General features: G+C 69.1%; 19 protein-coding genes. 8 read left to right on the top strand and 11 right to left on the bottom strand.

Annotated elements, in window-relative coordinates; genetic code table 11:
* Positions 1 to 14: 14 nt before the first annotated feature.
* Both RHCRD62_RS18190 and RHCRD62_RS18185 read left to right on the top strand, forming a co-directional pair.
* Positions 15 to 944, top strand: a complete 930-nt coding sequence (locus RHCRD62_RS18190) for a LysR substrate-binding domain-containing protein (protein WP_050066131.1) — start codon at positions 15 to 17, stop codon at positions 942 to 944.
* 75 nt (positions 945 to 1,019) lie between these two features.
* Positions 1,020 to 2,204, top strand: coding sequence for an acetyl-CoA C-acyltransferase (locus RHCRD62_RS18185; protein WP_172671092.1), 1,185 nt, complete (start codon positions 1,020 to 1,022; stop codon positions 2,202 to 2,204).
* 86 nt (positions 2,205 to 2,290) lie between these two features.
* Here the strand turns inward: RHCRD62_RS18185 and RHCRD62_RS18180 are convergent, their stop codons facing one another.
* A complete protein-coding gene (locus RHCRD62_RS18180) occupies positions 2,291 to 3,052 on the bottom strand; it encodes a LysR substrate-binding domain-containing protein (protein ID WP_050066129.1) in 762 nt (253 codons plus the stop codon).
* 32 nt (positions 3,053 to 3,084) lie between these two features.
* Here RHCRD62_RS18180 and RHCRD62_RS18175 point away from each other — a divergent pair, with 32 nt between their 5' ends.
* Together RHCRD62_RS18175 and RHCRD62_RS18170 are read left to right on the top strand one after the other, a co-directional pair.
* The gene (locus tag RHCRD62_RS18175) at positions 3,085 to 3,519 is read left to right on the top strand and encodes a DUF5997 family protein (RefSeq protein ID WP_050066128.1); all 435 of its coding nucleotides are present in this window, start codon (positions 3,085 to 3,087) and stop codon (positions 3,517 to 3,519) included.
* A 101-nt stretch (positions 3,520 to 3,620) separates the two neighbouring features.
* The gene (locus RHCRD62_RS18170) at positions 3,621 to 4,490 is read left to right on the top strand and encodes a hypothetical protein (protein ID WP_050066127.1); all 870 of its coding nucleotides are present in this window, start codon (positions 3,621 to 3,623) and stop codon (positions 4,488 to 4,490) included.
* Between the two features lie 83 nt (positions 4,491 to 4,573).
* Here the strand turns inward: RHCRD62_RS18170 and RHCRD62_RS18165 are convergent, their stop codons facing one another.
* The 4 genes from RHCRD62_RS18165 to RHCRD62_RS18150 all read right to left on the bottom strand — a co-directional run bounded on the left by RHCRD62_RS18165 (position 4,574) and on the right by RHCRD62_RS18150 (position 10,621).
* On the bottom strand, positions 4,574 to 5,971 hold the full coding sequence (locus RHCRD62_RS18165; protein ID WP_050066126.1) for a cytochrome P450: 1,398 nt from the start codon (positions 5,969 to 5,971) through the stop codon (positions 4,574 to 4,576).
* Positions 5,968 to 8,472, bottom strand: a complete 2,505-nt coding sequence (locus RHCRD62_RS18160; protein WP_050066125.1) for a DEAD/DEAH box helicase — start codon at positions 8,470 to 8,472, stop codon at positions 5,968 to 5,970. The genes RHCRD62_RS18165 and RHCRD62_RS18160 overlap by 4 nt, the downstream gene beginning before the upstream one ends.
* A 32-nt stretch (positions 8,473 to 8,504) precedes the next feature.
* Positions 8,505 to 9,542, bottom strand: coding sequence for an alpha/beta fold hydrolase (locus RHCRD62_RS18155; protein WP_050066124.1), 1,038 nt, complete (start codon positions 9,540 to 9,542; stop codon positions 8,505 to 8,507).
* Between the two features lie 116 nt (positions 9,543 to 9,658).
* Positions 9,659 to 10,621 carry a proteasome assembly chaperone family protein gene (locus RHCRD62_RS18150; protein ID WP_050066123.1) on the bottom strand — a complete coding sequence of 321 codons (963 nt, stop codon included), beginning with the start codon at positions 10,619 to 10,621 and terminating at the stop codon, positions 9,659 to 9,661.
* A 217-nt stretch (positions 10,622 to 10,838) separates the two neighbouring features.
* Here RHCRD62_RS18150 and RHCRD62_RS18145 point away from each other — a divergent pair, with 217 nt between their 5' ends.
* Together RHCRD62_RS18145 and RHCRD62_RS18140 are read left to right on the top strand one after the other, a co-directional pair.
* Positions 10,839 to 11,588, top strand: coding sequence for a sensor domain-containing protein (locus RHCRD62_RS18145; protein WP_253277372.1), 750 nt, complete (start codon positions 10,839 to 10,841; stop codon positions 11,586 to 11,588).
* 108 nt (positions 11,589 to 11,696) lie between these two features.
* Positions 11,697 to 12,761: a DUF4192 domain-containing protein gene (locus RHCRD62_RS18140; protein WP_253277371.1), complete on the top strand. Its 1,065-nt coding sequence runs from the start codon at positions 11,697 to 11,699 to the stop codon at positions 12,759 to 12,761.
* Between the two features lie 17 nt (positions 12,762 to 12,778).
* On the opposite strand, the gene RHCRD62_RS18135 is transcribed toward RHCRD62_RS18140, so the two are convergent.
* The 3 genes from RHCRD62_RS18135 to RHCRD62_RS18125 form a co-directional block, all read right to left on the bottom strand.
* On the bottom strand, positions 12,779 to 13,819 hold the full coding sequence (locus tag RHCRD62_RS18135) for a phosphatidylinositol-specific phospholipase C (protein WP_253277370.1): 1,041 nt from the start codon (positions 13,817 to 13,819) through the stop codon (positions 12,779 to 12,781).
* Positions 13,820 to 13,993: 174 nt separating this feature from the next.
* A complete protein-coding gene (galE, locus tag RHCRD62_RS18130) occupies positions 13,994 to 14,980 on the bottom strand; it encodes a UDP-glucose 4-epimerase GalE (protein ID WP_050066121.1) in 987 nt (328 codons plus the stop codon).
* 5 nt (positions 14,981 to 14,985) lie between these two features.
* Positions 14,986 to 15,672, bottom strand: a complete 687-nt coding sequence (locus tag RHCRD62_RS18125) for an iron-dependent transcriptional repressor DtxR (RefSeq protein ID WP_050066271.1) — start codon at positions 15,670 to 15,672, stop codon at positions 14,986 to 14,988.
* A 192-nt stretch (positions 15,673 to 15,864) separates the two neighbouring features.
* On the opposite strand from RHCRD62_RS18125, the gene RHCRD62_RS18120 reads away from it, so the two are divergent.
* Together RHCRD62_RS18120 and RHCRD62_RS18115 are read left to right on the top strand one after the other, a co-directional pair.
* The gene (locus RHCRD62_RS18120) at positions 15,865 to 17,151 is read left to right on the top strand and encodes an acetoin utilization protein AcuC (RefSeq protein WP_050066120.1); all 1,287 of its coding nucleotides are present in this window, start codon (positions 15,865 to 15,867) and stop codon (positions 17,149 to 17,151) included.
* Positions 17,152 to 17,224: 73 nt separating this feature from the next.
* Entirely contained in the window at positions 17,225 to 19,852 is a 2,628-nt protein-coding gene (locus RHCRD62_RS18115) for a bifunctional acetate--CoA ligase family protein/GNAT family N-acetyltransferase (RefSeq protein WP_157050981.1), read from the top strand.
* A 75-nt stretch (positions 19,853 to 19,927) separates the two neighbouring features.
* Here RHCRD62_RS18115 and RHCRD62_RS18110 read toward each other — a convergent pair whose 3' ends face one another.
* The 3 genes from RHCRD62_RS18110 to RHCRD62_RS18100 all read right to left on the bottom strand — a co-directional run bounded on the left by RHCRD62_RS18110 (position 19,928) and on the right by RHCRD62_RS18100 (position 22,934).
* Positions 19,928 to 20,899, bottom strand: coding sequence for a sigma-70 family RNA polymerase sigma factor (locus RHCRD62_RS18110; protein ID WP_050066118.1), 972 nt, complete (start codon positions 20,897 to 20,899; stop codon positions 19,928 to 19,930).
* Positions 20,900 to 21,054: 155 nt separating this feature from the next.
* Positions 21,055 to 22,536 (bottom strand): DUF7782 domain-containing protein, encoded by a 1,482-nt coding sequence (locus RHCRD62_RS18105; RefSeq protein WP_050066270.1) that lies wholly within the window; start codon positions 22,534 to 22,536, stop codon positions 21,055 to 21,057.
* A gap of 38 nt (positions 22,537 to 22,574) precedes the next feature.
* A complete protein-coding gene (locus tag RHCRD62_RS18100) occupies positions 22,575 to 22,934 on the bottom strand; it encodes a DUF3099 domain-containing protein (RefSeq protein WP_050066117.1) in 360 nt (119 codons plus the stop codon).
* Positions 22,935 to 23,001: the final 67 nt, after the last annotated feature.

Raw genomic sequence — 23,001 nt, 5'->3', positions numbered from 1 at the left:
CTAAACTCATAGGTATGTCCGATCAGGGATGGCAACCGACGCTGGCGCAGCTGCGCGCATTCGTCGCGGTCGCCGAGTATCGCCACTTCGGAACGGCCGCAACGCGTCTCGGGGTCAGTCAACCCACCTTGTCGCAGGCGCTCGCCGCCCTCGAGAACGGCCTCGGTGTGCAGTTGATCGAACGCAGCACCCGACGGGTACTCGTCACGGCTGCGGGAACCGTTCTCCTCGCGCAGGCGAAACAGATCGTCGAGGGGGCCGACGGATTCGTCACCACCGCCGCAGGTGTGGGGCAGGCACTGGCCGGACCTCTGCGGATCGGCCTGATCCCCACCGTCGCGCCCTACCTGCTCCCGTCGCTGCTCCCGGCGATCAAGGCCGAACTGCCTGCGGTCCTCCCGCACGTCGTCGAGGACCAGACCGCGCGGTTGCTTGCCGCACTGCGCAGTGGGTCGCTCGACGTCGCCGTGCTCGCGCTGCCTGCCGACGCCTCGGGCACCGTCGAGATCCCCGTCTACACGGAGGAGTTCGTCATGGTGCTCCCGCGCGACCACCCACTCGCGGGACGCGTTGACCTGACACCCGCAGCGCTGGACGACCTGCCGTTGCTGCTCCTCGACGAGGGGCACTGCCTCCGCGACCAGACACTCGACCTGTGCCGTTCCGTCGGTGCGCACCCGGTCGCCGGTGACACCCGCGCCACGTCGCTGTCGACGGTGGTGCAATGCGTGTCCGGTGGCCTCGGTGTCACCCTCGTTCCCGAATCCGCCGTCGCGGTGGAAACCGCACGAGGTGACCTGGCCACCGCCCGATTCGCCGCACCGGCCCCCGGACGCACCATCGGACTCGTGTTCCGGGCGTCGAGCGGACGCGGCGAGGCCTACGACCGTCTCGCCGAAGTCATCCGCTCCATCGCCCCGGAGCGAGCCCACCTGCACTCCTGACCGGGATGCGGTGATGGGACCATGGTTGTCGGGCACGCCTGCGGTGGTGTGCCGGAGCAGAAGGAGATCTCAGTCGTGAGCACCAGTGTCATCGTGGCAGGCGCCCGAACCCCGATCGGCAAGCTGTCGGGCGCGCTGGCGTCCCTGACGGCTGCGGACCTCGGCGGCCGCGCCATCGCCGCAGCGATCGAGCGCGCGGGTGTCGGCACCGACGGCGTCGACGCCGTCGTGATGGGCACCGTCGTCCAGGCCGGAGTCGGCCCCAATCCGGCGCGTCAGGCCGCGGTCGCGGCGGGGCTGCCGATGACCGTGCCCGCCACCACCGTCAACAACCTGTGCCTGTCGGGCCTCGAGGCGATCATGCAGGCCGATCGCCTGATCGCGACCGGTGCCGCCAACGTCGTCGTGGCGGGCGGCATGGAGTCGATGACCAACGCGCCGTACCTGGTGCGTGGCGCCCGTACGGGCCTCAAGTACGGCTCCGCCAACTTCGAGGACGCACTCGACCGCGACGCCCTGACCTGTGCGTTCGACGGCATCTCTATGGGTGCGTCGACCGAGGGGTATCAGGCGACGGAATCCGAGGCCATCACCCGCGAGCAGCAGGACGAGTTCGCGGCCCGCTCGCACCGCCTCGCTGCCGCCGCGACCGAGTCGGGTGCGTTCGCCGCCGAGATCGCCCCGGTCGAGATCGCGTCCCGCAAGGGCACCGTCACCGTCGCCGCCGACGAGGGTATCCGCGGCGAGACCACCACCGAGTCGCTCGGCAAGCTGCGTCCCGCGTTCGCGAAGGACGGCACCATCACCGCCGGTGCGGCATCTCAGCTGTCCGACGGTGCCGCCGCTGTCGTCGTGATGCGCAAGGACGTCGCCGAGGCCCGCGGCATCGAGTGGATCGCCGAGATCCGCGCGCACGCACTCGTCGCAGGCCCGGACACCTCTCTGCTGCACCAGCCCGCGAACGCCATCGAGGCCGCCCTCAAGCGGGACGGCGAGACCACCGTCGCGGACCTCGACCTGCTCGAGATCAACGAGGCATTCGCCGGTGTCGCGATCGCATCGATCCGTCAGCTGGGCGTCGACGCCGACAAGGTGAACATTCACGGCGGCGCGATCGCCGTCGGGCACCCGGTCGGGATGTCCGGTGCACGCATCGTCCTGTCCCTCGCGCATTCGCTCAAGGCTGCGGGCGGCGGCACCGGTGCGGCAGCACTGTGTGGTGGCGGCGGCCAGGGCATCGCGATGATCATCTCGGTCTGACGCGCGACCCACTCACGAACGGGTGGTTGTCGGGACGGTCACTCGACCGACGCCCCGGCAACCGCCCGTTCGGCGTTTCGGTCCGTTCAGCGCCGGCCGCGTTTGGGGGCTGATCTGCCCTTGGCGGACTTGCCGGCCTTGCCGGAGCGCTGTGGCGGAATCTTGCCTGCCTCCTCGCGGGCGGCGCGCTTCGCGGCGGCCTTCTGGGACGCGGTGCGCTTCGGGGCGGGTTCGTCGCCGCCGCGTCCCCGCGTGCTGTTCGCGCTGCGTCCGCGGACGATCCCGACGAACTCCTCCACCAGATCCGTGGTCGTGCCTGCGGGCCAGGCCAACGCGACGGGGGAGACCGGTGCGTCGGTGACGGTGCGGTAGGTGAGGTCCTTGCGGTGGTGAAGTCGCGCCAGAGACTGCGGGACCACGAGCACACCTACCCCCGCGGCGACCAGTTCGATCGCATCGGCGGTCGTGTCGGGACGGTGCTGCGCGGCGGTGCCCGGCCTCGACGCCCATTCGAGGGTGTCGTCGTGGGGGTGGAGAACGATCTCGTCTGCGAGGTCCGCAGCGGCCATCTCGTCGGCGGCGGTGAGCAGGTGATCCTTCGGGACCACCACCACGGGTGTCTCCTCGTACAGCGCGATGACGCTGAGCCCGTCACGATCGATCGGCAGTCGCACCAGGCCCGCGTCCGCGCCGCCGCCGCGCAGCAGGTCGACGGCATCGCCCGCGGTCACGGCGATCAGTTCGAGCCGGACGTCAGGCATGCGCTCACCCCAGATTCGCACCCATTTCGCCGGGGTGACACCGGGTACGTAGGCGAGCCGGAACGACGTGGGTGCGGGCTCGGTCATGCAGTCAGGTTACCGGTCGATACCCTTGACCCATGAGTGCCCAGAAGACACCCCAGACGATGAAGCCTGCGACGGCGGCGAAGAAGCTGGACGTGTACCTCGATGCGACGCCCGACGAGTTCCGTGCCGGTGTCGTCACCCGAGACGAACTGGCCGAACTGCGCACCAACCCGCCTCAGTGGCTGCAGGACCTGCGGGCCAACGGACCGCACCCGAAGAACGTGGTCGCGGATATGCTCGGCGTGTCCATCGCCGGACTCGCTCGCGGCGGTGTCACCGACGCGCTCACCACCGAACAGATCGACGCCCTGCTCGCGGACCAGCCCGACTGGCTGGTCGCGGAACGGGCCAGCCTCGTCGAGGTCCGCAAGGACGAGAAGCGGATTCGTGAGCAGCAGGCCGCGAAGCGCGAGGCGTCCAACCGTCAGCAGCGGCGAGCCAAGCCGATCATGCACCCACAGGACTGAATGGGTAACGCCCATCGCGACGGTCGCGATGGGCACTTCGATGTCCGGGCGAGCATCCGGGCATGTCTGTGCGCTGTCACTGTCATGAGGAGGCTCGACCCGTGTCCCATCCGTTCGACATGAATTCCGATCCGACCGTTGTGATCCCACGCGTGGAACCGGAACCGGAACCCGAACCCGAACCGACCCCGGAAGCGCCCGCGTCGTCGGGAGCCCGAGGAAAGATCGTCGCGGTGGGCGCCTCCGTCGCCGCACTGGTGCTCGGTGCCGCCGCCGGCTACTTCGCGGGATCCAGCGGGTCGAGCAGTGAGCCTGCGACCGTCCCTGTCGCAGCGACGACGGTCGCGCCGCCCACCACCACGTCGGCGGCACCGGCGCCAGGCCCCGGGATGTTCCTCGCCGCGTCGGGAACCGTCGACACCATCGCGGGAGACACCTTCGTCCTGAAAGCGGAGGACGGGACCAAGGTCACGATCGGCACCACCGCCGCCACCCGCATCGTCACGCTGCAGGGCGACGAGTTCGAGGACCTCGAGATCGGTGACGCGGCAGTGGTTCAGGGAGAGCAGTCCGGAGGAAACTTCGTCGCCGACCTCGTGATCGCGGGCGCACTGTCCGGGCTTCTGCCGACCACCGAAGCTGCCGCACCGGCGAACGCTGTGCAGCAGCAGACGATGGATCAGGTTCCGCAGCCCACGTGGCGCGCCACGGCGGCACCGACGACAACGCAGGTGCCGGAGTCGGCGCCGATGGACGGAAGCGGCCCGAGCGGCGGCTACGGACCCACCGGCCAGTACGGACCGGACGGTGACTACGGACCGGACGGTGACTACGGACCGAGCGGCAATTACGGACCGGACGGTGACTACGGGCCGAGCGGCAACTACGGGCCGCGTGGGGACTACGGTCCGCGCGGTGGTTACGGACCTGACGGGGGCTACGGACCCGACGGGGGCTACGGGCCGCGGTGACGCCTCGGAGTCGGCGCACAGTCGGTGACCCCATCGACACCGCGCAGTGGCGCCACCGAGTGTGACGCCACTGCGGATCGGGACTACACGCGGCGCCGCGTCACCGACATGCGCACGCCCTCGGGCTTGAGCGTCAGCTGTTCCCGCACGTCGAGCGGGATCGAGGTGTCGATGGTGACGTCGTAGCGGTGCAGGATCGTGGCCAGTGCCAGAATCATCTCGTGGTACGCGAACTGGCGTCCGATGCACGCTCGGATTCCGGTGCCGAACGGCTTGTAGGCGTGCCCCGGTCGGGCGCGCACCCGGTCCGGCAGGAAGCGGTCCGGCCGGAACTCGTCGGCGTCGTCCCCCCACACCGCGGGATCGGTGTGGATGCTCTGCAGCACCACCATCACCATCTGCCCGGCGCGGATGGGGTACCGGCCGCCGAGGACGGTGTCGTGCTTGGCTTCTCGGAAGTAGCCCGGAGCCGTCGGCCACAATCGCAGGGTCTCGTCGAGGATGCGGCGCACGGATCGCAGCTTCGCGACCTGCTCGAAACTCACGGTGGGCGAGTCTGCCCACAGTACGTCGACCTCGGCCCGTGCCTTCTCCACCTCGGCGGGGTGGTGCGCCAGGAGATGCAGTGCGAAAGCCAATGCGGACGAACTGGTTTCATGACCGGCGACGAGGAACGTCAAGATCTGGTTGCGCACGTTGACGGCGTCGAGCATGTCGCCCGTCCCGGGGTCGCGGGTCGTGAGCATCAGGTCGAGCAGGTCGCGCGGGGCGTCGTGTGGATCGGCCTGCCGTTCCGCGATGACGTCGTCGACGACCCCGAACATGTGCTCGATGTTGTTCCGGTGGGCGCGAGCGCGACCCGTGACGGCGTCGTACAGCGCGCGACCGGGGACGGGGACACCCTGCTTCTGGACGTATCCGAGGGCGTTGTTCATCGCCGGGATGAACGGATCGAGTTCGGTGCGGTTGTAGGAGTCGAAGCGGTAGCCGAAACCGCAGCGCCCGATCGTCTCCAACGTCAGCTTGGTCATTTCCGCCGCGACGTCGAGGTCACCGGTGGTCGCGTCCCACGCCGCGCACATCTCGTCGACGACGTCGCGCATCGTGTCGTGATAGGACCGCATCGACGCCTGGGTGAAGGCGGGCGCGAGGATCGCATGCGCCTTCGCCCAGTTCGGTTCGTCATTGCGGGCGGTGAACAACCCGTCGGCGACGATGGGGCGCAGCATCTGCAGCGGACGCGCCACGGACTTCTGCCATGTCGTGTCGTCGTTCACCTCCGCGGCGAGGCCCGCGCCGCCGACGAACGTCAGACGCAGGCCGAGGATGCGACGCTGATAGATCGGACCGAGTTGCGCCAGCATCCGCGCCGTCTTCTGCATCGGCTTGACCGTGTCGATGCCGAGCACATCCCCGAGGATCGGTATGCGGTTCGGGGGGTGGGGAGGTTCGGCGACCCGGGAGACGGACGTCGCGGTCATCCCTCCACCACCTCGAACTCGTCGAACACGACCTCGCCCGCCGCGTCGGACTCCGCGAGGTTGACCTCGCCGACCAGCGCCCAGCCGTGGTCGCCATTGGGGTCGGCGATGGTCTGCCGCACTCGCCACAGTTCCGGCTCCCGCGACACGGTGAACAGCTGTGGGCCGCGGGCGTCGGGGCCGGTTCCGATCTCGTCGTACTCCTCGAAGTACAGCTCCATCAGGTCCGCCCAGTCGTCGGCTTCGAGTCCGTCACCCAACTCGGCGAGCATGTCCCAGCGCTTCCGGGACGCGAGCTCGACCCGCTTGAACATCGCGTTGCGAACCATGACCGTGAACGCGCGGACGTTCGCGGACACCGGCCGCGGGATGTCGGCGCCGAACGCGACCTGCTGGTCGTCGGATTCGACGCCGGGGTTGGTCAGCTGCTCCCATTCGTCGAGCAGTGAGGAATCGACCTGGCGGATCAGCTCACCCAACCACTCGATGAGGTCGTCGAGTTCCTCGGTGCGTGCAGAGTCCGGAACCGTCTGTCGCAGAGCGCGATACGCGTCGGCGAGGTAGCGGAGCACCAGGCCCTCCGAGCGGGCGAGGCCATAGTGGCTGACCAGCTCGGCGAACGTCATCGTCTTCTCGATCATGTCCCGCACCACCGACTTCGGGGACAACGCGAACTCCGACACCCACGGGTGCCCGCCTCGGTACGTCTCGAACGCCGGGTACAGCACGTCGCCCAGAGGTTTGGGCCACGTGACCTCCTCGAGGAGTTCCATCCGCTCCTCGTACTCGATGCCGTCGGCCTTCATCTGCTGCACGGCCTCGCCGCGCGCGGCATGCTGCTGGGCCATCAGGATCTGCCGCGGATCGTCGAGGGTCGACTCGATCACCGACACGACGTCGAGTGCGTACGTGACGGCCTCCTCGTCGAGCAGCTCGATTGCGGCGAGCGCGAACGGTGACAGTGGCTGGTTGAGGGCGAAGTCGCGCTGCAGATCCATCGTGAGCCGCGCCCACGATCCGTTCTCGTCCGGCTCGTCCAGCTGCTCGACGATGCCCGCCTGCAACAACCCGCGGTACAGGGCGATCGACCGGAGAATGTGCTTGCGCTGCTGGGGCCGTGACTCGTGGTTGTCCTCCAGCAGGTGCCGCATCGCGGTGAAGCAGTTGCCGGGTCGGGCAATCACGTTGAGCAGCATCGAGTTCGACACCCGGAACCGCGACGTGAGCTGCTCCGGCGCCGCGGCGACCAGCCGTTCGAACGTGGGCTCACCCCACGAGACGAACCCCTCCGGCGGCTTCTTGCGCTGGATCTTCTTGAGTTTCTTCGGATCGTCGCCCGCCTTCTGTACCAGGCGGTGGTTCTCGATGTCGTGCTCCGGCGCCTGCACGACGACGGTGCCCATCGTGTCGTAGCCGGCGCGGCCCGCGCGGCCGGCGATCTGGTGGAACTCGCGGGCCCGCAGGTGCCGGGTCCGGGTCCCGTCGTACTTCGTGAGACCGGTCATCAGGACGGTGCGGATGGGCACGTTGATGCCGACGCCGAGCGTGTCGGTGCCGCAGATGACCTTGAGCAGGCCGTCCTGCGCGAGCCGTTCGACGAGCCGTCGGTACTTCGGGAGCATTCCCGCGTGGTGGACTCCGATGCCGTGCCGCACCAGTCGCGACAGCGTCTTGCCGAAGCCCGTCGTGAATCGGAAGGCGCCGATCGCATCGGCGATCGCGGCCTTCTCCTCCTTGGAGCACATGTTGACGCTCGTCAACGCCTGCGCGCGTTCCAACGCAGCCGCCTGCGTGAAGTGCACGACGTACACCGGCGCCTGATGTGTGGTGACCAGTTCCTCGATCGTCTCGCCGATCGGTGTCTTCGCATACGAGAAGGTCAGCGGCACAGGCCGTTCCGTTCCGCCGACGACGGTTGTCGGCCGACCGGTGCGGCGAGTGAGGTCGTCCCGGAAGAACGACACGTCTCCGAGTGTCGCCGACATCAGCAGGAACTGGGCGTTCGGCAGCTCGATCAGCGGCACCTGCCACGCCCAGCCGCGATCCGGTTCGGAGTAGTAGTGGAACTCGTCCATCACGACCTGCCCGATGTCCGAGTCCGCGCCCTGACGCAGTGCCAGGTTCGCGACGATCTCCGCTGTCGCGCACACGATCGGCGCCGACGAGTTCACCGATGCGTCGCCGGTCATCATGCCCACGTTCTCGGCACCGAACACCTCGCAGAGGGCGAAGAACTTCTCGCTGACCAGTGCCTTGATCGGCGCGGTGTAGAAAGTGCGTCTGCCGTCGGCGAGCGCGGCGAAGTGGGCCCCGATGGCGACCATCGATTTTCCCGACCCCGTCGGTGTCGACAGGATGACGTTCGCGCCCGACACGATCTCGATCAGCGACTCCTCCTGCGCCGGATACAGCGTCAGCCCACGGTCGGACGCCCAGCCCGCGAAGGCGTCGAAGAGGGTGTCCGCGTCGGGGCGGTCGGGAACCAGTTCGGAGAGCAGCACCGATACAGGTTATGCGAGAGCGATGTGACGGCTCAGGTGGCGCTGCGCTCGTCGGCGCCCATCGCGTCCAGTACCGCCTCGCGCGTCGCGCTGGGTCCGCTGATCTGGGACTCGCCGACGCCGCTGACGAGCATCTGCCGCCACTCGTCCTGACTGAAGTCGTGTGCGCGGGTGGTGGCGACGAAGTCCTCGACGACCCGTAGGAATCGGATGGGATCGTCGTGGAAGGGGAAGTGCCCACTGCCCTCGAAGATGTCGAGCCGGGAGTGGGGGAGCGCGGAGTGCGCGAGGTGCGCGTGACTGACGGGGATGACGGCGTCGCGATCGCCCCAGATGATCTGAACCGGCAGGTCGGCGGTCAGATAACATCGGTCGAGCATGGTCACGACCTGGCCGCGCCAGTCGACGACCGCACGCAACGTGCGGAGAAACGCCTCGCGTGCGGTCGGATCGGGAAGGTCGCGCAGCACCCGCACCAGGTCGGGCGAATCGTGGAAGATGTCCAGCGACTTGAACGGCCCCTTGTACAGGTGGTCGGCGATCATCCCGAGCCCCGCGACGAGGTCGACAACACCAGGTAGCTGCAGTAGCCGCAACGCCTCGTTGGCGATCGGTAGCGCCGCGAACCGCAGTGCCGGATTCACGTCCTTCGTGACGCCACCCGGGGCGACGACCACGAGCCGTTCGATCATCTGTGGGAACTGGTACGAGAACTGCAGCGCCACTCCGCCGCCGAGCGAGTGCCCGACCACCGTCGCGCGGTCGATGCCCAGTACGGTCAGGAGGTCCCGCATCCCGTTCGCGTACGCCGCAATGGAGTAGTCGGCACGCGGCTTGTCGGAGCGCCCGTGCCCGAGCAGGTCGGGGGCGATGACGGTGAAGTTCTTCGCCAGGTGCGGAATGACCTCGTTCCAGGTCGCGGAGTTGTCGCCGATTCCGTGGATCAGGAGGAGTGCAGGACCGCTGCCCGCAATCCGGAACGCCCGGCGATAACCGTGGATCGTCCGGTACTCGAGACGCGGTTCCGTGTCGGGCACGGTGCGAAGTACGCGGGGTCGGTCTCCGCCCATGGGTCACTCCTGTCGTTCGTCGGTCCAGCCAACTAGCTGGACCGACCATTCCGAGCGATGATCTGGACGATCGTATAGATGATCACCCTGGCGCGCCGGGTAACTGTAAAACGAATTCACACACCCCGCTCGCCGGTGTTGGTGTCGGTGTCGTCGTCGCCATCCGAGTCGCCCAGCTCGGCGAGAAAGCGCTCGAATTCGGCACCCAGCTCGTCGCCGCTGGGCAGTTCGCTCTCCGTTGCGAGCAGGCTCGACTGACGTTCCTGCGCGGTGACGTACGTGTCGTACTGCTGCTCGAGCGCCTTGACCACCGACTCGACCTCGTCGTTGCCGTTGACCTGCGCATCGACCTGCTCACGGACCCGTGCGGCGGCCTGACCGAGCGCGGCCAGCGGCAGGGTGAGATCGGCGATCTCGCCGACCCGCTCGAGCAGCGTCTCGGCTGCGGCCGGGTAGTCGGCCTGCGAGAGGTAGTGCGGCACGTGCACCGAGTACCCCATCGACTCGTGTCCGTGCTGCGACATCCGAAGCTCCAACAGCGACGACGCGCTGCCGGGAATGCGCAGATCACCGGGCCAGCCCTCGTTCTCGCCGACCAGATCCGGATTCGCCGAGTGCGCCGTGACACCCAGCGGGCGGGTGTGTGGGACCGCCATCGGGATCGAATTCATCCCGATCGTGCGGCGGACGCCCAACTGCTCCGCGAGCAGCCGAACCGCGGTGGTGAACCGCTCCCACTTCAGGTCGGGTTCCATGCCCGCGAGCAGAAGGAAGGGTGTGCCCTCCGTGTCCTTGAGCGCGTACAGGTTCAGCTCGGGTGCGTCGTAGTCCGAGAACTGGTTCGACTTGAACGTCATCGTGGGCCGCCGCGAGCGGTAGTCGATCAACTCGTCGACGGCGAAGGAGGCGACGAGTTCGGTCTCGAGACTCTCGCGCAGGTGCGTGGTCGCGAGCTTGACGGCATGCCCGGCGTCCGAGTAGCCCTCGAGCCCGTGCACCAGAACGGGGCCCCGGCCGTCCTCCGCGGACACCTGCGGTGCCGGAAACTCCAGCTCGTACATGCCCGACTGCTCGTTCATCGCCAAACCCCTTCACGTTTTCGTTGTGACCAGTGTCCCTTACCGGTCGAGGGTGCGCGCCACCCTGGTCGGGCGCCCAGTCTCCCGCTGCGTTCAACGTGACCGCGGGTGACATCATTCCCATTTCGGCGAGACGCGCCCGCCCGGGGTCGCAGGGGACGGCACCGCCACCTGGCAGAGTTGAGGTGCTTGACCACGCGACCCGAGAGGAAGTTCGTTGAGACGCCGCATTCTGGTGGCCGGATGTGCCGCCGTGACCCTCGCCCTGGCCGGTTGTTCGTCGGATGTGTCCGGCGTCGCCGAGCCCGACGGAGCGGCAGGTGCGGTCGTGCCGGACATCACCGGCCCGGGCACGAGCGGGTCGAACGGGCCTGGAACCGGTACCGGCACGATCGCGGCCCCGCTCTCGTCGATGCTGCTCACCCCGGCCGACTTCCCGGCCAAGTACGAGGCTCTGGTGCTGCCCGACGACGCCGTCGAGCAGGCCACCTCCGACCTCGACGGGATCCCGGCGGGCGCCACCGTCGATCCGGCGGGCTGCAAGCCGCCGCCTCAAGAATTCGGTCCCGATGCCGCCGCCCTGATCGTCGGTACCGACAACGCCGCACGGGCGACGATCTCCGTCGAGCTGGCCCGGGTCGACCGTCCCCTCGCCACCCGCGAAGCGGAACTCGAACAGTGCCCCGAGGTGACGACGACGAGGAACGGTGCCACCGCAACGGTGACGACCACGATGCTTCCCGCGCCGCCGCTGAACGCCGACGACACGATGGCGATTCGTCAGACCGTGACGTCCGGCAACGCGGACCAGACGGTGACCCAGTCGATGCTGCGACTGGTGGCGCAGGTCGACGACGTACGGATTTCCGCGACGCACATGTCGTTCGGCGACGCGGCGCCCGACTCCGCCGCGCTCGATCAACTGTTCACCGAAGCCGTCCAGAAGGTCACGGCAGCGCAGAAGTAAACCTCGCCTCCGAACCTGTGGACGGAGGTGGACCGCCGTCCACAGGTCGGTCGATTCCGGTCGTTGCGGGCGGGGGTGAGGTCGGACGCGTCGGGGACGGTTCGTGGCATGGCAACCACACAACCGAATCCTCTGCCCGACGGTCGATCACGAGTGAAGATCAGCAAGCCGGGCGATCTGATCGCAGCCCTCCCTGCCCTGCTCGGATTCCGGCCGCACCGCTCGCTCATCGCGGTCTGCCTCGGCGGCGACCCGACCGTGGTCCAGTGCGTCATGAGGCAGGACCTGCCGCGCGGGGTCGTCACTGCCGACGACAGTTTCGGCCTCGAACACATTGCCGGGGTGTGCGCGCAGGCAGGTGCCGAGGCCGTCGTGACGGTCGTCGTCGACGACCGGTACGGCGAAGCCGCGGCGGCGAGCAACGATGTGTTCGTCGACCACTTCGTCGACTGCCTCGACGAGGTCGGCATCGCCGCGATCGCAGTACACGCCACGACCGCGCTGGTCGCCGGACGGCGCTGGTGGAGCCTGGCGGGTGACAGTGCGGGCGGGCTCCTGCCCGACCCGAGAGCATCGAGAGTGGCTGTGGCGCAGGTGCTTCGCGGCCGACCCATTCTCGAATCGCGCGACCAACTCGTGGACGTTCTCGCCCCGCTGCACCGGCGGGAACAGCGCGCACTGGGACGCCTGCTGGCGCTCGCGCGGCACCCGGCATCGGGACATCGCAGCGATCGGGAGCAGCTCGAGTTCGTGCTCGTGAGGATCGCAGCGATGGAGTCGACCGGTCACCTCACGGACAACGAGATCGCCGCGCTGTCGGTCGCACTCGAACGGGTACCGGTGCGGGACTCCGTCCTCGGATTGGCTCTGACGGACGCGGCCGACGTCGCCGAGCAGGTGTGGATCACGCTCGCCCGTGCGCTCCCCGGCCGCGCCAGGGCGGAACCGGCCGCGCTGCTCGGGTTCAGCGCGTACGTCCGTGGCAACGGTCCACTCGCCGGAATCGCACTCGCCGCCGCACTCGACGCCGATCCGGAACACCGGCTCGCCGGCCTCCTCGACATGGCCCTGCGCCACGGACTTCAGCCCAGCGCGATCGTCGACCTCGCCGAAACCGGTCGGGACAGCGCCGCGGATCTCGGGGTGACCCTGCCGCCCGTCGCACCGACCTGACGGGCGAGCCGCCGCAGTCAGCGAAAATTGCGTGCGACGAGCTCGTCGACCAGTTCCGCGGTGGGATAGTCGGCCATCACCGCACCGGTGCGCCCGATCGGGTTCGCCTCGAGATAGTCCTCCGTACGGTCGAGGATCCCGACGGTGCCGGGGACGCCCCGTGCCACCGTCACGGGGACGGTTCCGGTCACGAGCGCGGCTGGGTTACCGGTCGCGCTGAGGTGGTTGACGAAGAACGTCTGCGCGTCGCCCGACGCGGCCCGGTCGAACTGGGTCCGGACCAGGTCCCACTTGCGGTCGACGTCGCCGATCCCCGTGAGCTCATAGGTGTCCTGGATGTCCATGCCCGCAGTGCCCCAGCGGGGACCGAACGTCTCCTCGGCATCGAAACCCTCGATCACCACGATCTTCCCGCGTGCCTCACCGAGTGTCGGGAAGCGGTTCCCGTCCGCCGGCCACAGATGTTCGCGCAGCCGGGGGCCGGTCTCGGGATTGTCGTGGATGTACCAGTTCAGGGTGTCCTCGTAGCTGCGCGTGTTCTCCGCGGGCGTGTACTCCTCCTTCAGTCGCATCACCACGGTCTCGGTGGGGTGCTCGCGAAGGAAATCGGTGAGCTGCACAACGACATTCGTGAAGTTGGTGTTCAGGTACTCGAGCCCGTGATGGATCGGGAAGACGTCCCGGAAATGTCGGGTCCGGATGTCCACTGCCCGCACACCTGCCCGAAGCTGGGTGGGCAGGTCCACATCCTGTGTGTCGGCGAACACCGAGGCCCGCGCCGCCATCGTGTCGTGTGTTCCGGGCAGTGACAGCTCGGATAGGCCGGTGTCGTCGGGAAGCGCGCTCATCCAGTCCGGGTTGTGCGCCTGCTCGAGCCCGCTGGGCTCGAGGGAGCCGGAGGAACTGCCGCCTCCGGGCGCACTGGCGGTGTCGACGGATGCCGCGGTGGCGAGTGGCGCCGGAATTAGGAGGAGCGCAGTCAGGAGGACGAACAGCGAACGCGCCGCAGGTGCTGCCCACCTGGTCCGGGAATGCACGGTTCGGATATGCACGGTCACGGGGATTCGTCCTTTGCTCACACACATCGGCGGCGAGCCTGCGACGGCTCTCGAACGGTGTGCAGCATTGCACGTTGCATCCCGTGGCGGTGCGGTATCGGCCGTCTCGGTAGGGGAGCAGCGTGAAACGAGTGAACTCGCGGACCGGCGGTCTGCGCGGTCCGCGAGCTCGTGTCAGTTCCGACGCGCGGCGTGCGAGCGGTCGCCGAGATCCTGCAGGTACTGCCATGCGTCGGCCACGATCACGTCGAGGTCGGTGCGCTTCGGCTGCCAACCGAGATCGGCGATGGCGCGGTCGCTCGACGCGACCAGCACCGCCGGATCGCCTGCCCGGCGCGGGGCGTCCTCGGAGGTGATCGGCAGTCCCGTCACCCGACGGCACGCCGAAATGACCTCGCGCACACTGAAACCGGCGCCACTGCCGAGGTTGTACACCGAGTGGGTCCCCGCCGTGGCGTGGTCGAGTGCCAGCAGGTGGGCGTCGGCGAGGTCGAGCACATGGATGTAGTCGCGGACCGCGGTACCGTCCGGGGTCGGCCAGTCGGTTCCGAACACCGAGATCTTCTCCCGCTGCCCCAACGCCACCTGCAACACCAGCGGAATCAGATGCGTTTCCACGACCCGGTTCTCGCCTGCGCCGCGATACGCGCCCGCCACATTGAAGTACCGCAGACTCGTCGCGGCCAGGCCGTACGCGTTCGCGTACGACGTGATCGCGTGATCGATCGCCAGCTTCGTCGCGCCGTACGGATTCGTCGGTCGCGTCGGATCGTCCTCGGTGATCGGGGTGCTGTCGGGTTCGCCGTAGGTGGCGGCGGTGGACGAGAACACCAGCTTCGGGGTGCCCGCCTCACGCATCGCCTCGAGCAGCGTCAGGGTCGTCACCACGTTGCCCTGCCAGTACTTCGCCGGTTCCTCGACGGATTCGCCCACCAACGACTGAGCCGCGAAGTGCAGCACGCCGTCGAAGTTCTCGCTGCCGAGCACCCGCCCCGCGACATCGGCGACGTCACCCTCGACGAACTCGGCGCCCACCGGCACCGCGTCCGCGTTGCCGGTCGACAGGTTGTCGACGACCACCACGTCGTGTCCGCGCTCGAGCAGCACTGTCGCGCACACGCTTCCCACGTATCCGGCTCCGCCGGTGACCAGAAGTCGCACCCGCGTCAGACCTGCTTGACCTGGACGGCGTGCGCCATCTCGGAGGGAAGGTCCACACCGTCGTGGCCGGGGACGGTGATCGTCACCGAGTCCGGGTGGGTCTCGACCGTCACACGGGCGTCGGGCACGACACCGGCGGCGCGCAGCAGCGCGATGATGTCGGGATCGGACTGCACGTGCTCGGCGAGCCGGCGGACCACCACTGCCGTCGGCTGCCCGGCGGGCACCTCGGTCAGACGGATCAGCGTCTCGGCCTCACTGTCGGGCCGTGTGAGCCCGAGCTGAGCGAGACCGGGGATCGGGTTGCCGTACGGCGACGTCGTCGGATTGTCGAGCACCTGCACCAGACGTCGCTCGACCTCTTCGCTCATCACGTGCTCCCAGCGGCACGCCTCCGCATGCACCTGGTCCCAGTCGAGACCGATCACGTCGACGAGCAGCCGCTCGGCGAGACGATGCTTGCGCATCACCGCCACCGCCAGCTCCCGACCCTTCTCGGTCAGCTCCAGGTGACGGTCGCCCGCGACGAGCAGCAGCCCGTCGCGTTCCATCCGCGCCACCGTCTGGCTCACGGTCGGCCCACTCTGCTCCAGCCGCTCGGCAATGCGAGCCCGCAGTGGGATGACGCCCTCTTCTTCAAGGTCATAGATCGTCCGGAGGTACATCTCCGTGGTATCGACCAGATCCTTCACGCTCACGCCCCTTCGTTCCCGGTGATTCTACCGGGGGTGTCCGACGAACACGTGCCACACGCGCGGACAATGCGACCCGTGCCACACCCGCGTCGCGCGTCGTCGCGCTCGGACACCGCCACCGACACGTCGACAAGTACAACAACCCCCACCGCTCGCGGCTTCCCCGACGGCGCAAGTAGCGTGACAGACATGGACGCAACGACCAGTCCAGGCACTCCGACGCCCGCCGCAGACGGGGTGGTCGTGTGGAGTCCGGACTACCTGAACTATCGGTGGAGCGCAGACCATCCGATGAATCCGACCCGGCTCGACCTGACGATGTCGCTGGCGACCGGCCTCGGCCTGATCGAGGGCGCGGAAGTCGTGGCGCCCGAGCCCGCAACGGACGCAGACCTGCTCCGAATCCACACGCCGGGGCTCATCGCGGCGGTGAAGGAGGCGGGATCCGCTGGGCCGCCCGCGCAGCGGCTGACCGACGCGCGTGCCGACAGCGACGTCGCCCCGCACGGGCTGGGCAGCGAGGACAATCCGATCTTCCCGCGGATGCACGAGGCCAGCGCGATCCTCGCGGGAGGCACCCTCGCTGCGGCTCGGGAGATCGCCTCCGGGCGTGCCCGCCGGGCGGTGAGCATCGGCGGCGGCATGCACCACGCGATGGCGGACTGGGCGTCCGGCTTCTGCGTGTACAACGACGCCGCGATCGCGATCTCCTGGTTGCTGGACAACGGATTCGACCGGATCGCCTACATCGACGTCGACGCGCATCACGGTGACGGCGTCCAGCACGCGTTCCTCGGCGACCCCCGGGTCCTGACGGTCTCCGTCCATCAGCATCCCGCCACCCTGTGGCCGAACACCGGCTGGTCCAGCGAGGTCGGGTCGGGCGCCGGTGAGGGCACGTCCGTGAACGTCCCCGTGCTCCCCGGAACGGTGGATTCCGTGTGGCTGAGAGCATTCCACGCGATCGTTCCTGCCGCTGTCGCCGCGTTCAAACCCCAGATCGTGATCAGTCAGTGCGGCGCGGACAGTCACCGCGAGGATCCGCTCGCCGACCTGTCGTTGACCGTCGACGGCCAGCGCGCCGCGTACCGGGCCATGCGCGACCTCGCAGACCGATATGCGGACGGACGATGGATCGCGGTCGGCGGCGGCGGATACGGCCTCGTCCGGGTGGTGCCGCGGTCATGGACGCACCTGATCGCGACCGTGCTCGGCCGCGATCTCGACCCCGGCGTCGCGGTGCCGGAATCCTGGCGGCAGGCGGTGGCCGCGAAGGCGCCCGCTGTCGACCTGCCGACCACGATGACCGACAACGGCGACACCGACTACCTGCCCTGGGACGGGCCGGGCGGAACGCCCGAGACCGGCGTGAACGCCGTCGATCGCGCGTTGATTCGCGTCGACGCGGCGATCATCGCCACGCGGAGGGCCAGTTTCCCGCTGCTCGGCCTCGACCCGGAGGATCCCCGTGACTGACCCCGGCACCGACGGCACCGACCGAGACACTGCCGCCACGGGACCGGACAAGCCGGTCTTTCCCGCCCACTGGATCGCCGACGTCCTCGCGACCGACGGCGGCGCCGTGCACCTGCGCCCCATCACCCCCGAGGACGCCGACCGGCTCGTCGCCTTCCACGCGAAGCTGTCCGAGCGCACCCGCTACCTGCGGTATTTCGGGCCGTATCCGACGATGTCCCAGCGCGACCTGGTGCGGTTCACGACCGTCGACCACCACAATCGGGTCGCGTTCGTCGCGATCCTCGGAGACGCGATCATCGCCGTCGGGCGGTACGAGCGACTGCTCGACGTCGGGGACGGCAAGTCCGCGGAGGTCGCGTTCGTCGTCGCCGACGAACACCAGGGCCGCGGACTGGGCCCGATCCTGCTCGAACACCTCGCCGGTGCGGCCGCAGAGAACGGTTTGACGATGTTCGTCGCCGAGGTGCTCGCCGAGAACCGCAACATGGTCGCGGTCTTCCGGGGGGCCGGCTATCAGGTCAGTCGCAGCTTCGAAGGCGGTGTGCTGCGACTCGAGTTCGCGATCGACCCCACCGAGGCACTGCTGACGGTCCGCAACGCGCGCGAGCGGGCCGCCGAGGCACGCAGTGTCCGTAATCTGCTCAGCCCGCAGTCGGTTGCGGTGATCGGTGCGTCCACCGACGACGCCAAGGTCGGAAACGCGGTGCTGCGGAACCTGCTCGGCGCCGGATTCGCGGGACCGGTGTTCCCCGTCAACGCCGAACGCCGATCCGTGCGCGGTGTTCGCGCGTACTCGTCGGTGCGCGACATCCCGGACCCGGTCGACCTGGCGGTGGTCGCGGTGCCCGCCGAGGCGATCGACTCGGTCCTCGATGACTGCCTCGCCAAGGGCGTCAAGGCGCTCGTCGTCGTCTCCTCGGGATTCGGCGAGACCGGCTCCGACGGATACGCGAAGGAACGTCGCCTCGTGCACGCCGCGCGGGCACACGGCATGCGTCTGGTCGGACCGAACGCACTCGGCGTCGCGAACACCAACCCGGCCGTCCAGTTGAACGCCACGCTCGCGCCGGTCCTGCCACACGGCGGCAAGGTCGGGTTCTTCTGCCAGTCCGGTGCGCTCGGCATCGCGATCCTCGACGAGGCCGCGCGGCGGCGAATCGGATTGTCCACCTTCGTCTCCGCGGGCAACCGCGCCGACGTCTCGGGCAACGACCTGCTCCAGTACTGGGACACGGACCCCGAGACCGAAGTGGTGCTGCTCTACCTGGAATCGTTCGGAAATCCGCGCAAGTTCTCCCGGATCGCACGGCGCGTCGCCCGTAACAAGCCGGTGGTCGCGGTGAAGTCGGGCCGCCACGCCGTGCCCGCCGCTCTCCGGGCCACCGGAGTCGAGATCGACGACACAATCGTCCACGACCTGTTCGCCCAGGCCGGTGTCGTGCAGGTCGGATCGATCGCCCAACTCTTCGACTGCGCTGTGCTTTTCGGCTACCAGCCCCTGCCCGCTGGGCCCCGGCTCGCCGTGATCGGGAACTCGTCGGCACTCGGACTGCTCGCGGTCGATGCCGCGCGTTCCGAGGGACTCGTCGCCGCCGAGCCCGTCGACCTCGGTCCGCAGGCCACCCCCGAGCAGTTCGCGGGTGCGGTCAGTGCCGCCATCGAGGATCCGGAGGTCGACTCGGTGGTCGCGGTGTTCGTCCCGCCGGTCGCGATGGACCCGGAACCGTACGCGAAGGCGCTACGGGACGCCGCCAGTGATTCCGAGAAGCCGATCGTCACCACCTTTCTCGCCGCCGAGGGCATTCCCGACGTCCTGGCGGTGCGCGGTCCCGACGGTCACCCGGTTCGGGGTTCGGTCCCGTCGTTCCCGGGGCCCGAACGCGCCGCGCTCGCGCTCGCGCGGGCATGGAGGTACGCGCAGTGGCGCGAACGTCCGGTCTCGAGCGTCGTGCGCCCCGACGGGATCGACGCCGAGCGCGCCGCCGCACTCGTGGACAGCTGGCTCGAGGACAGTGGGGGAGAAGGCCGCTGGCTCACCGACTTCGAGGCGGCGGAACTGCTGGCGTGCTACGGCGTCGGTGTCGCCCGGTTCGCGGAGGCGTCGAGCGAGGCGCACGCCGTCGCCGCGGCGGAGAAGCTCGGATACCCGGTCGCGGTCAAGGCGACCCGCGAGCAGTGGCGTCACCGGCCCGACCTCGCCGGGGTGCGTCTCGACCTCGACACAGCGGACGCCGTGCGTCGCGCGTACCGCGACCTCGCGGAGGCGTCCGGGGACCGGCGACTGTACGTGCAGAAGATGGCGACCAAGGGTTTCGGATGCGTCATCGGAGTCCAGGACGACCCGTCGTTCGGGTCGCTGATTTCGTTCGGTCTCGCAGGGGTCATCTCGGGTCTGCTCGGCGACCGGGCGTACCGGGTGCTGCCCCTCACCGAGGACGAGGCGGGAGAACTGATCGACGCGCCGAAGGCGGCGCCGCTGCTGGCCGGCTACCGCGGCGGTCCCGGCGTGAACCGGGCGGCGCTCGTCGAATTGTTGCAGCGCATCTCGGCGCTCGGCGACGACCTGCCCGAGGTTCGGGAGTTGGTGTGCGAGCCGGTGCTGGCGAGCGCGTCCGGCGCTGAGCTCACCGACTCGCGGGTGCGCATCGGTCCCGAGCCGAGCACCCGACTCGACCTGGGCCCGCGCCGCCTGCGCTGAAACCCGAAAGGGTGAGGGGAACCCCTGACCGGTCAGGCCGGTCGGGGGTTCCCCTCACCCTGGGTGGAAAGTCGATCAGCTGGCGTAGGAGCGGAGACGGTCGGCGCGCTCGCCCTGGCGGAGCTTGCCCATCACCTCACGCTCGATCTGCCGGACCCGCTCACGCGAGAGCCCGAAGATCTTGCCGATCTGGTCGAGCGTCCGGGGCTGACCATCGTCGAGGCCGTAGCGGAACCGGATCACCTGCTGCTCGCGCTCGTCGAGCGTGGCCAGCACGCTCCGCACATCGCTGTGCAGCAGACCGGCGATCACGGCGCTCTCCGCTGACGTCGCCTCGGAGTCCTCGATGAAATCGCCCAGCGGGGCTTCCTCGTCGGCACCGACCGGCATGTCCAGGCTCACCGGGTCGCGGCTGTGGTCGAGCAGGTCCGCGATCTTCGCGGCGGGGATGCCCGACTCCTCGGCCAGCTCGTCGTCCGTCGCCTCGCGGCCGAGCTGCTGGTGGAGCTCCCGCTTGATGCGGGCCAGCTTGTTGACCTGCTCCACGAGGTGGACGGGCAGGCGGATGGTGCGCGACTGGTCGGCCATTCCGCGGGTGATGGCCTGCCGGATCCACCACGTTGCGTAGGTGGAGAACTTGAAGCCCTTCGCGTAGTCGAACTTCTCCATCGCCCGGATCAGGCCCAGGTTGCCTTCCTGGATCAGATCCAGCAGCGGCATTCCGCGGCCGGTGTACCGCTTCGCCAGGGACACCACGAGGCGCAGGTTCGCCTCCAGGAGGTGACGCCGCGCCGCCTCACCGTCGCGGACGATCGCCGCGAGGTCGCGCTTCTTCGTTGCACTGAGTCGCTTGCCGGTCTCGAGCACATGAACGGCATACAGTCCCGCCTCGATCCGCTTCGCGAGTTCGACCTCGTCCGCGGCTGTCAGCAGGGCGGTCCGCCCGATCCCGTTCAGGTAGACACGGACCAAGTCTGCGGACGGGGACTGGGCATCCAGATCCTCGGCGGTGGGGCGCGCTCGGCGGGTGGTGGTGGGGCTCGTCATGACTTGCCTCCTCGTCGGTGTTCTCTCATGAGCTTCAACGCCACACGAGTCGGCAAAGTTCCCGAGCGGCCTGCGTCACATCCGCTCTGACCTGCGAGTTCCGCAGGTCCGGCCTGAGAAGTTGCTGAGAAGAACACGCACCCGGAACCGGGCGGTCACCGGGTGGCGGGAACCAGCAGTCCGTGCCGGACCAGGCCGTGCACGAGCGGAACGGAGGCATCGACCAGCTCGTCGGCGTCCTCGCCGTGCGCCGCGGCCAGCAACTCCACCAACTCACCCAACGCCAGGCCGTCCGCGCGCATTCCGCCGAGCAGCGCAGCGGCGAGGTCGTCGATCTCGTGCTGCCACGCGGGCCCGTCGCCTCGGTGCACCCGCGCCACAACCTGACGCCAGCCTTCCTCGCCCGGCAGATAGACCCGCTCGAGTGCGGTCGAGGGGGCGAGCGCGAAGCGGGCCTCCAGCACGTCTCGATCACGCAACCACGCGGCCCGATCCAGGTACCCGAGCGCCTCGTCGCCCAGCGGATCGCTGTACGCGTGCCGCAGATCCTCCGCGAGCACGTCGGACGGCTCGTCGGTGCGTCGCAGGTACACGAACCCGAAACCGATCCCCTCGACCTCGTTGGCGGCGAAATGCGCCAGCCACGCCTCGGCCTGTGCGGCCGTCGCGGGATCGCGGGGGTCGAGACCGGCATCGCGCATCCAGGTCCCGACGTACAGCGCGGGATCCGCGACGTCGCGCTGGACGATCCACGCGTCGACCCCGTGTGCAGGCAGCCACGACGCCACCCGTGCGCGCCAGTCGTCGTCGGCCACGTGCACCCACGACGCCAGCATCGACGCCGTGCCACCCGGATTGAGGTGGTCGACGGCACGGGAGATCATCAGTTCGCTCGCACCGTCGAGGTCGAGCCCGGAGTCCCGGTAGGTGTGCTCGACCCGCGCCCGGCCCACCACGAACGGCGGATTCGCGACGATGCGGTCGAAGGTGCGTCCCGCGACCGGCTCGAACCACGACCCTGCGAGCAGGTCCGCGGTCACGTCGTTGAGCGCGAATGTCGCCGCCGAGAGGTCGAGAGCGCGGAGGTTGACGTCGGTCGCGGTCACCGACTCGGCGTACCCGGTGGCGTGGAGGGCCTGGATGCCGCACCCCGTCCCCACATCGAGGACGCTGCCCGTCGGGGCGGTCGGGGTACCGCGCAGCAGCGACAGCGAGGCGTGCCCCACACCGAGGACGTGGTCCGGCGCGGTCGCCCGAGGTCGCATGCTGCCGTCCAGGTCGGAGACCACCCACACGTTTCCGCGACCGAGGTCCATCGGGCGGAGATCCAGCGCGGCCCGGACGACGTCGCCGTCGCGCTCGAGCAGTCCTGCCGCCACCGCGTGGTCGAGATCGACCGGGGCGAGCGCGGACGCGATCTCGGCTGCCGGGCAGTCGTCGACGAGCAGGAACAGTCGTACGAGGACACCGATCTCACCGGCGTCGCGGGTGGCGCGGCGCACCGGAACCGGCTCACCTCGTCCCAGGGCCGCGTGGGCATCGTCGCCGAGCGTGGCGAGGACCGCGTCAGCGGTGTAGTCGGTGCGGTGCAGGGCCTCGCGCAGCGGGCCGCAGAGGGAGAGGAGGTCGCGGTTCACGCGGCCCATTCTCGCGCAGCGACACGGTGGTCGCGGTGTCAGCCGTCGATCGTGCGGTGGTTCGCCGACTCGATCGCCCCGGCCGATGTGGGGCGGTGGTCGAACCGGCGTGGTTCGTCGGCCCGGCGCGGCGGTGCGTCGTTCGCCACCAGAACCGCGATCCAGGGCAGCGGAATCGAGGCACCGATGATCAGCAGGCTGATCAACCCGTTGCCCCAGGCGCTGTATGCGATCGCGGCCAGGACGAGCGCCGGGATGCGGATTCCCATCATGATCGTGTACTTGCGGACGCGGGCGCGGTGCTGCTCGTCGAACGACTGCGCCGCGTCGGTGATCAGGACCGGATTCCGCGAGTCCTCGTCGCCGTCGCGCGGCGAGTGCTGTGAACTCGAAGCCATGCGTCCAGCCTCCCACTTGTGGGCCCCCGAGTCACGACCGGGGCCTCGCCGGGCGCCGACGGATGCG

This window comes from Rhodococcus sp. RD6.2, assembly GCF_001040705.1.
In the GTDB taxonomy this organism is placed as follows: Bacteria; Actinomycetota; Actinomycetes; order Mycobacteriales; family Mycobacteriaceae; genus Rhodococcus_G.
The sequence above is the reverse complement of the archived record's forward strand: the minus strand, read 5'-3'. Positions and strand labels throughout refer to the sequence as shown.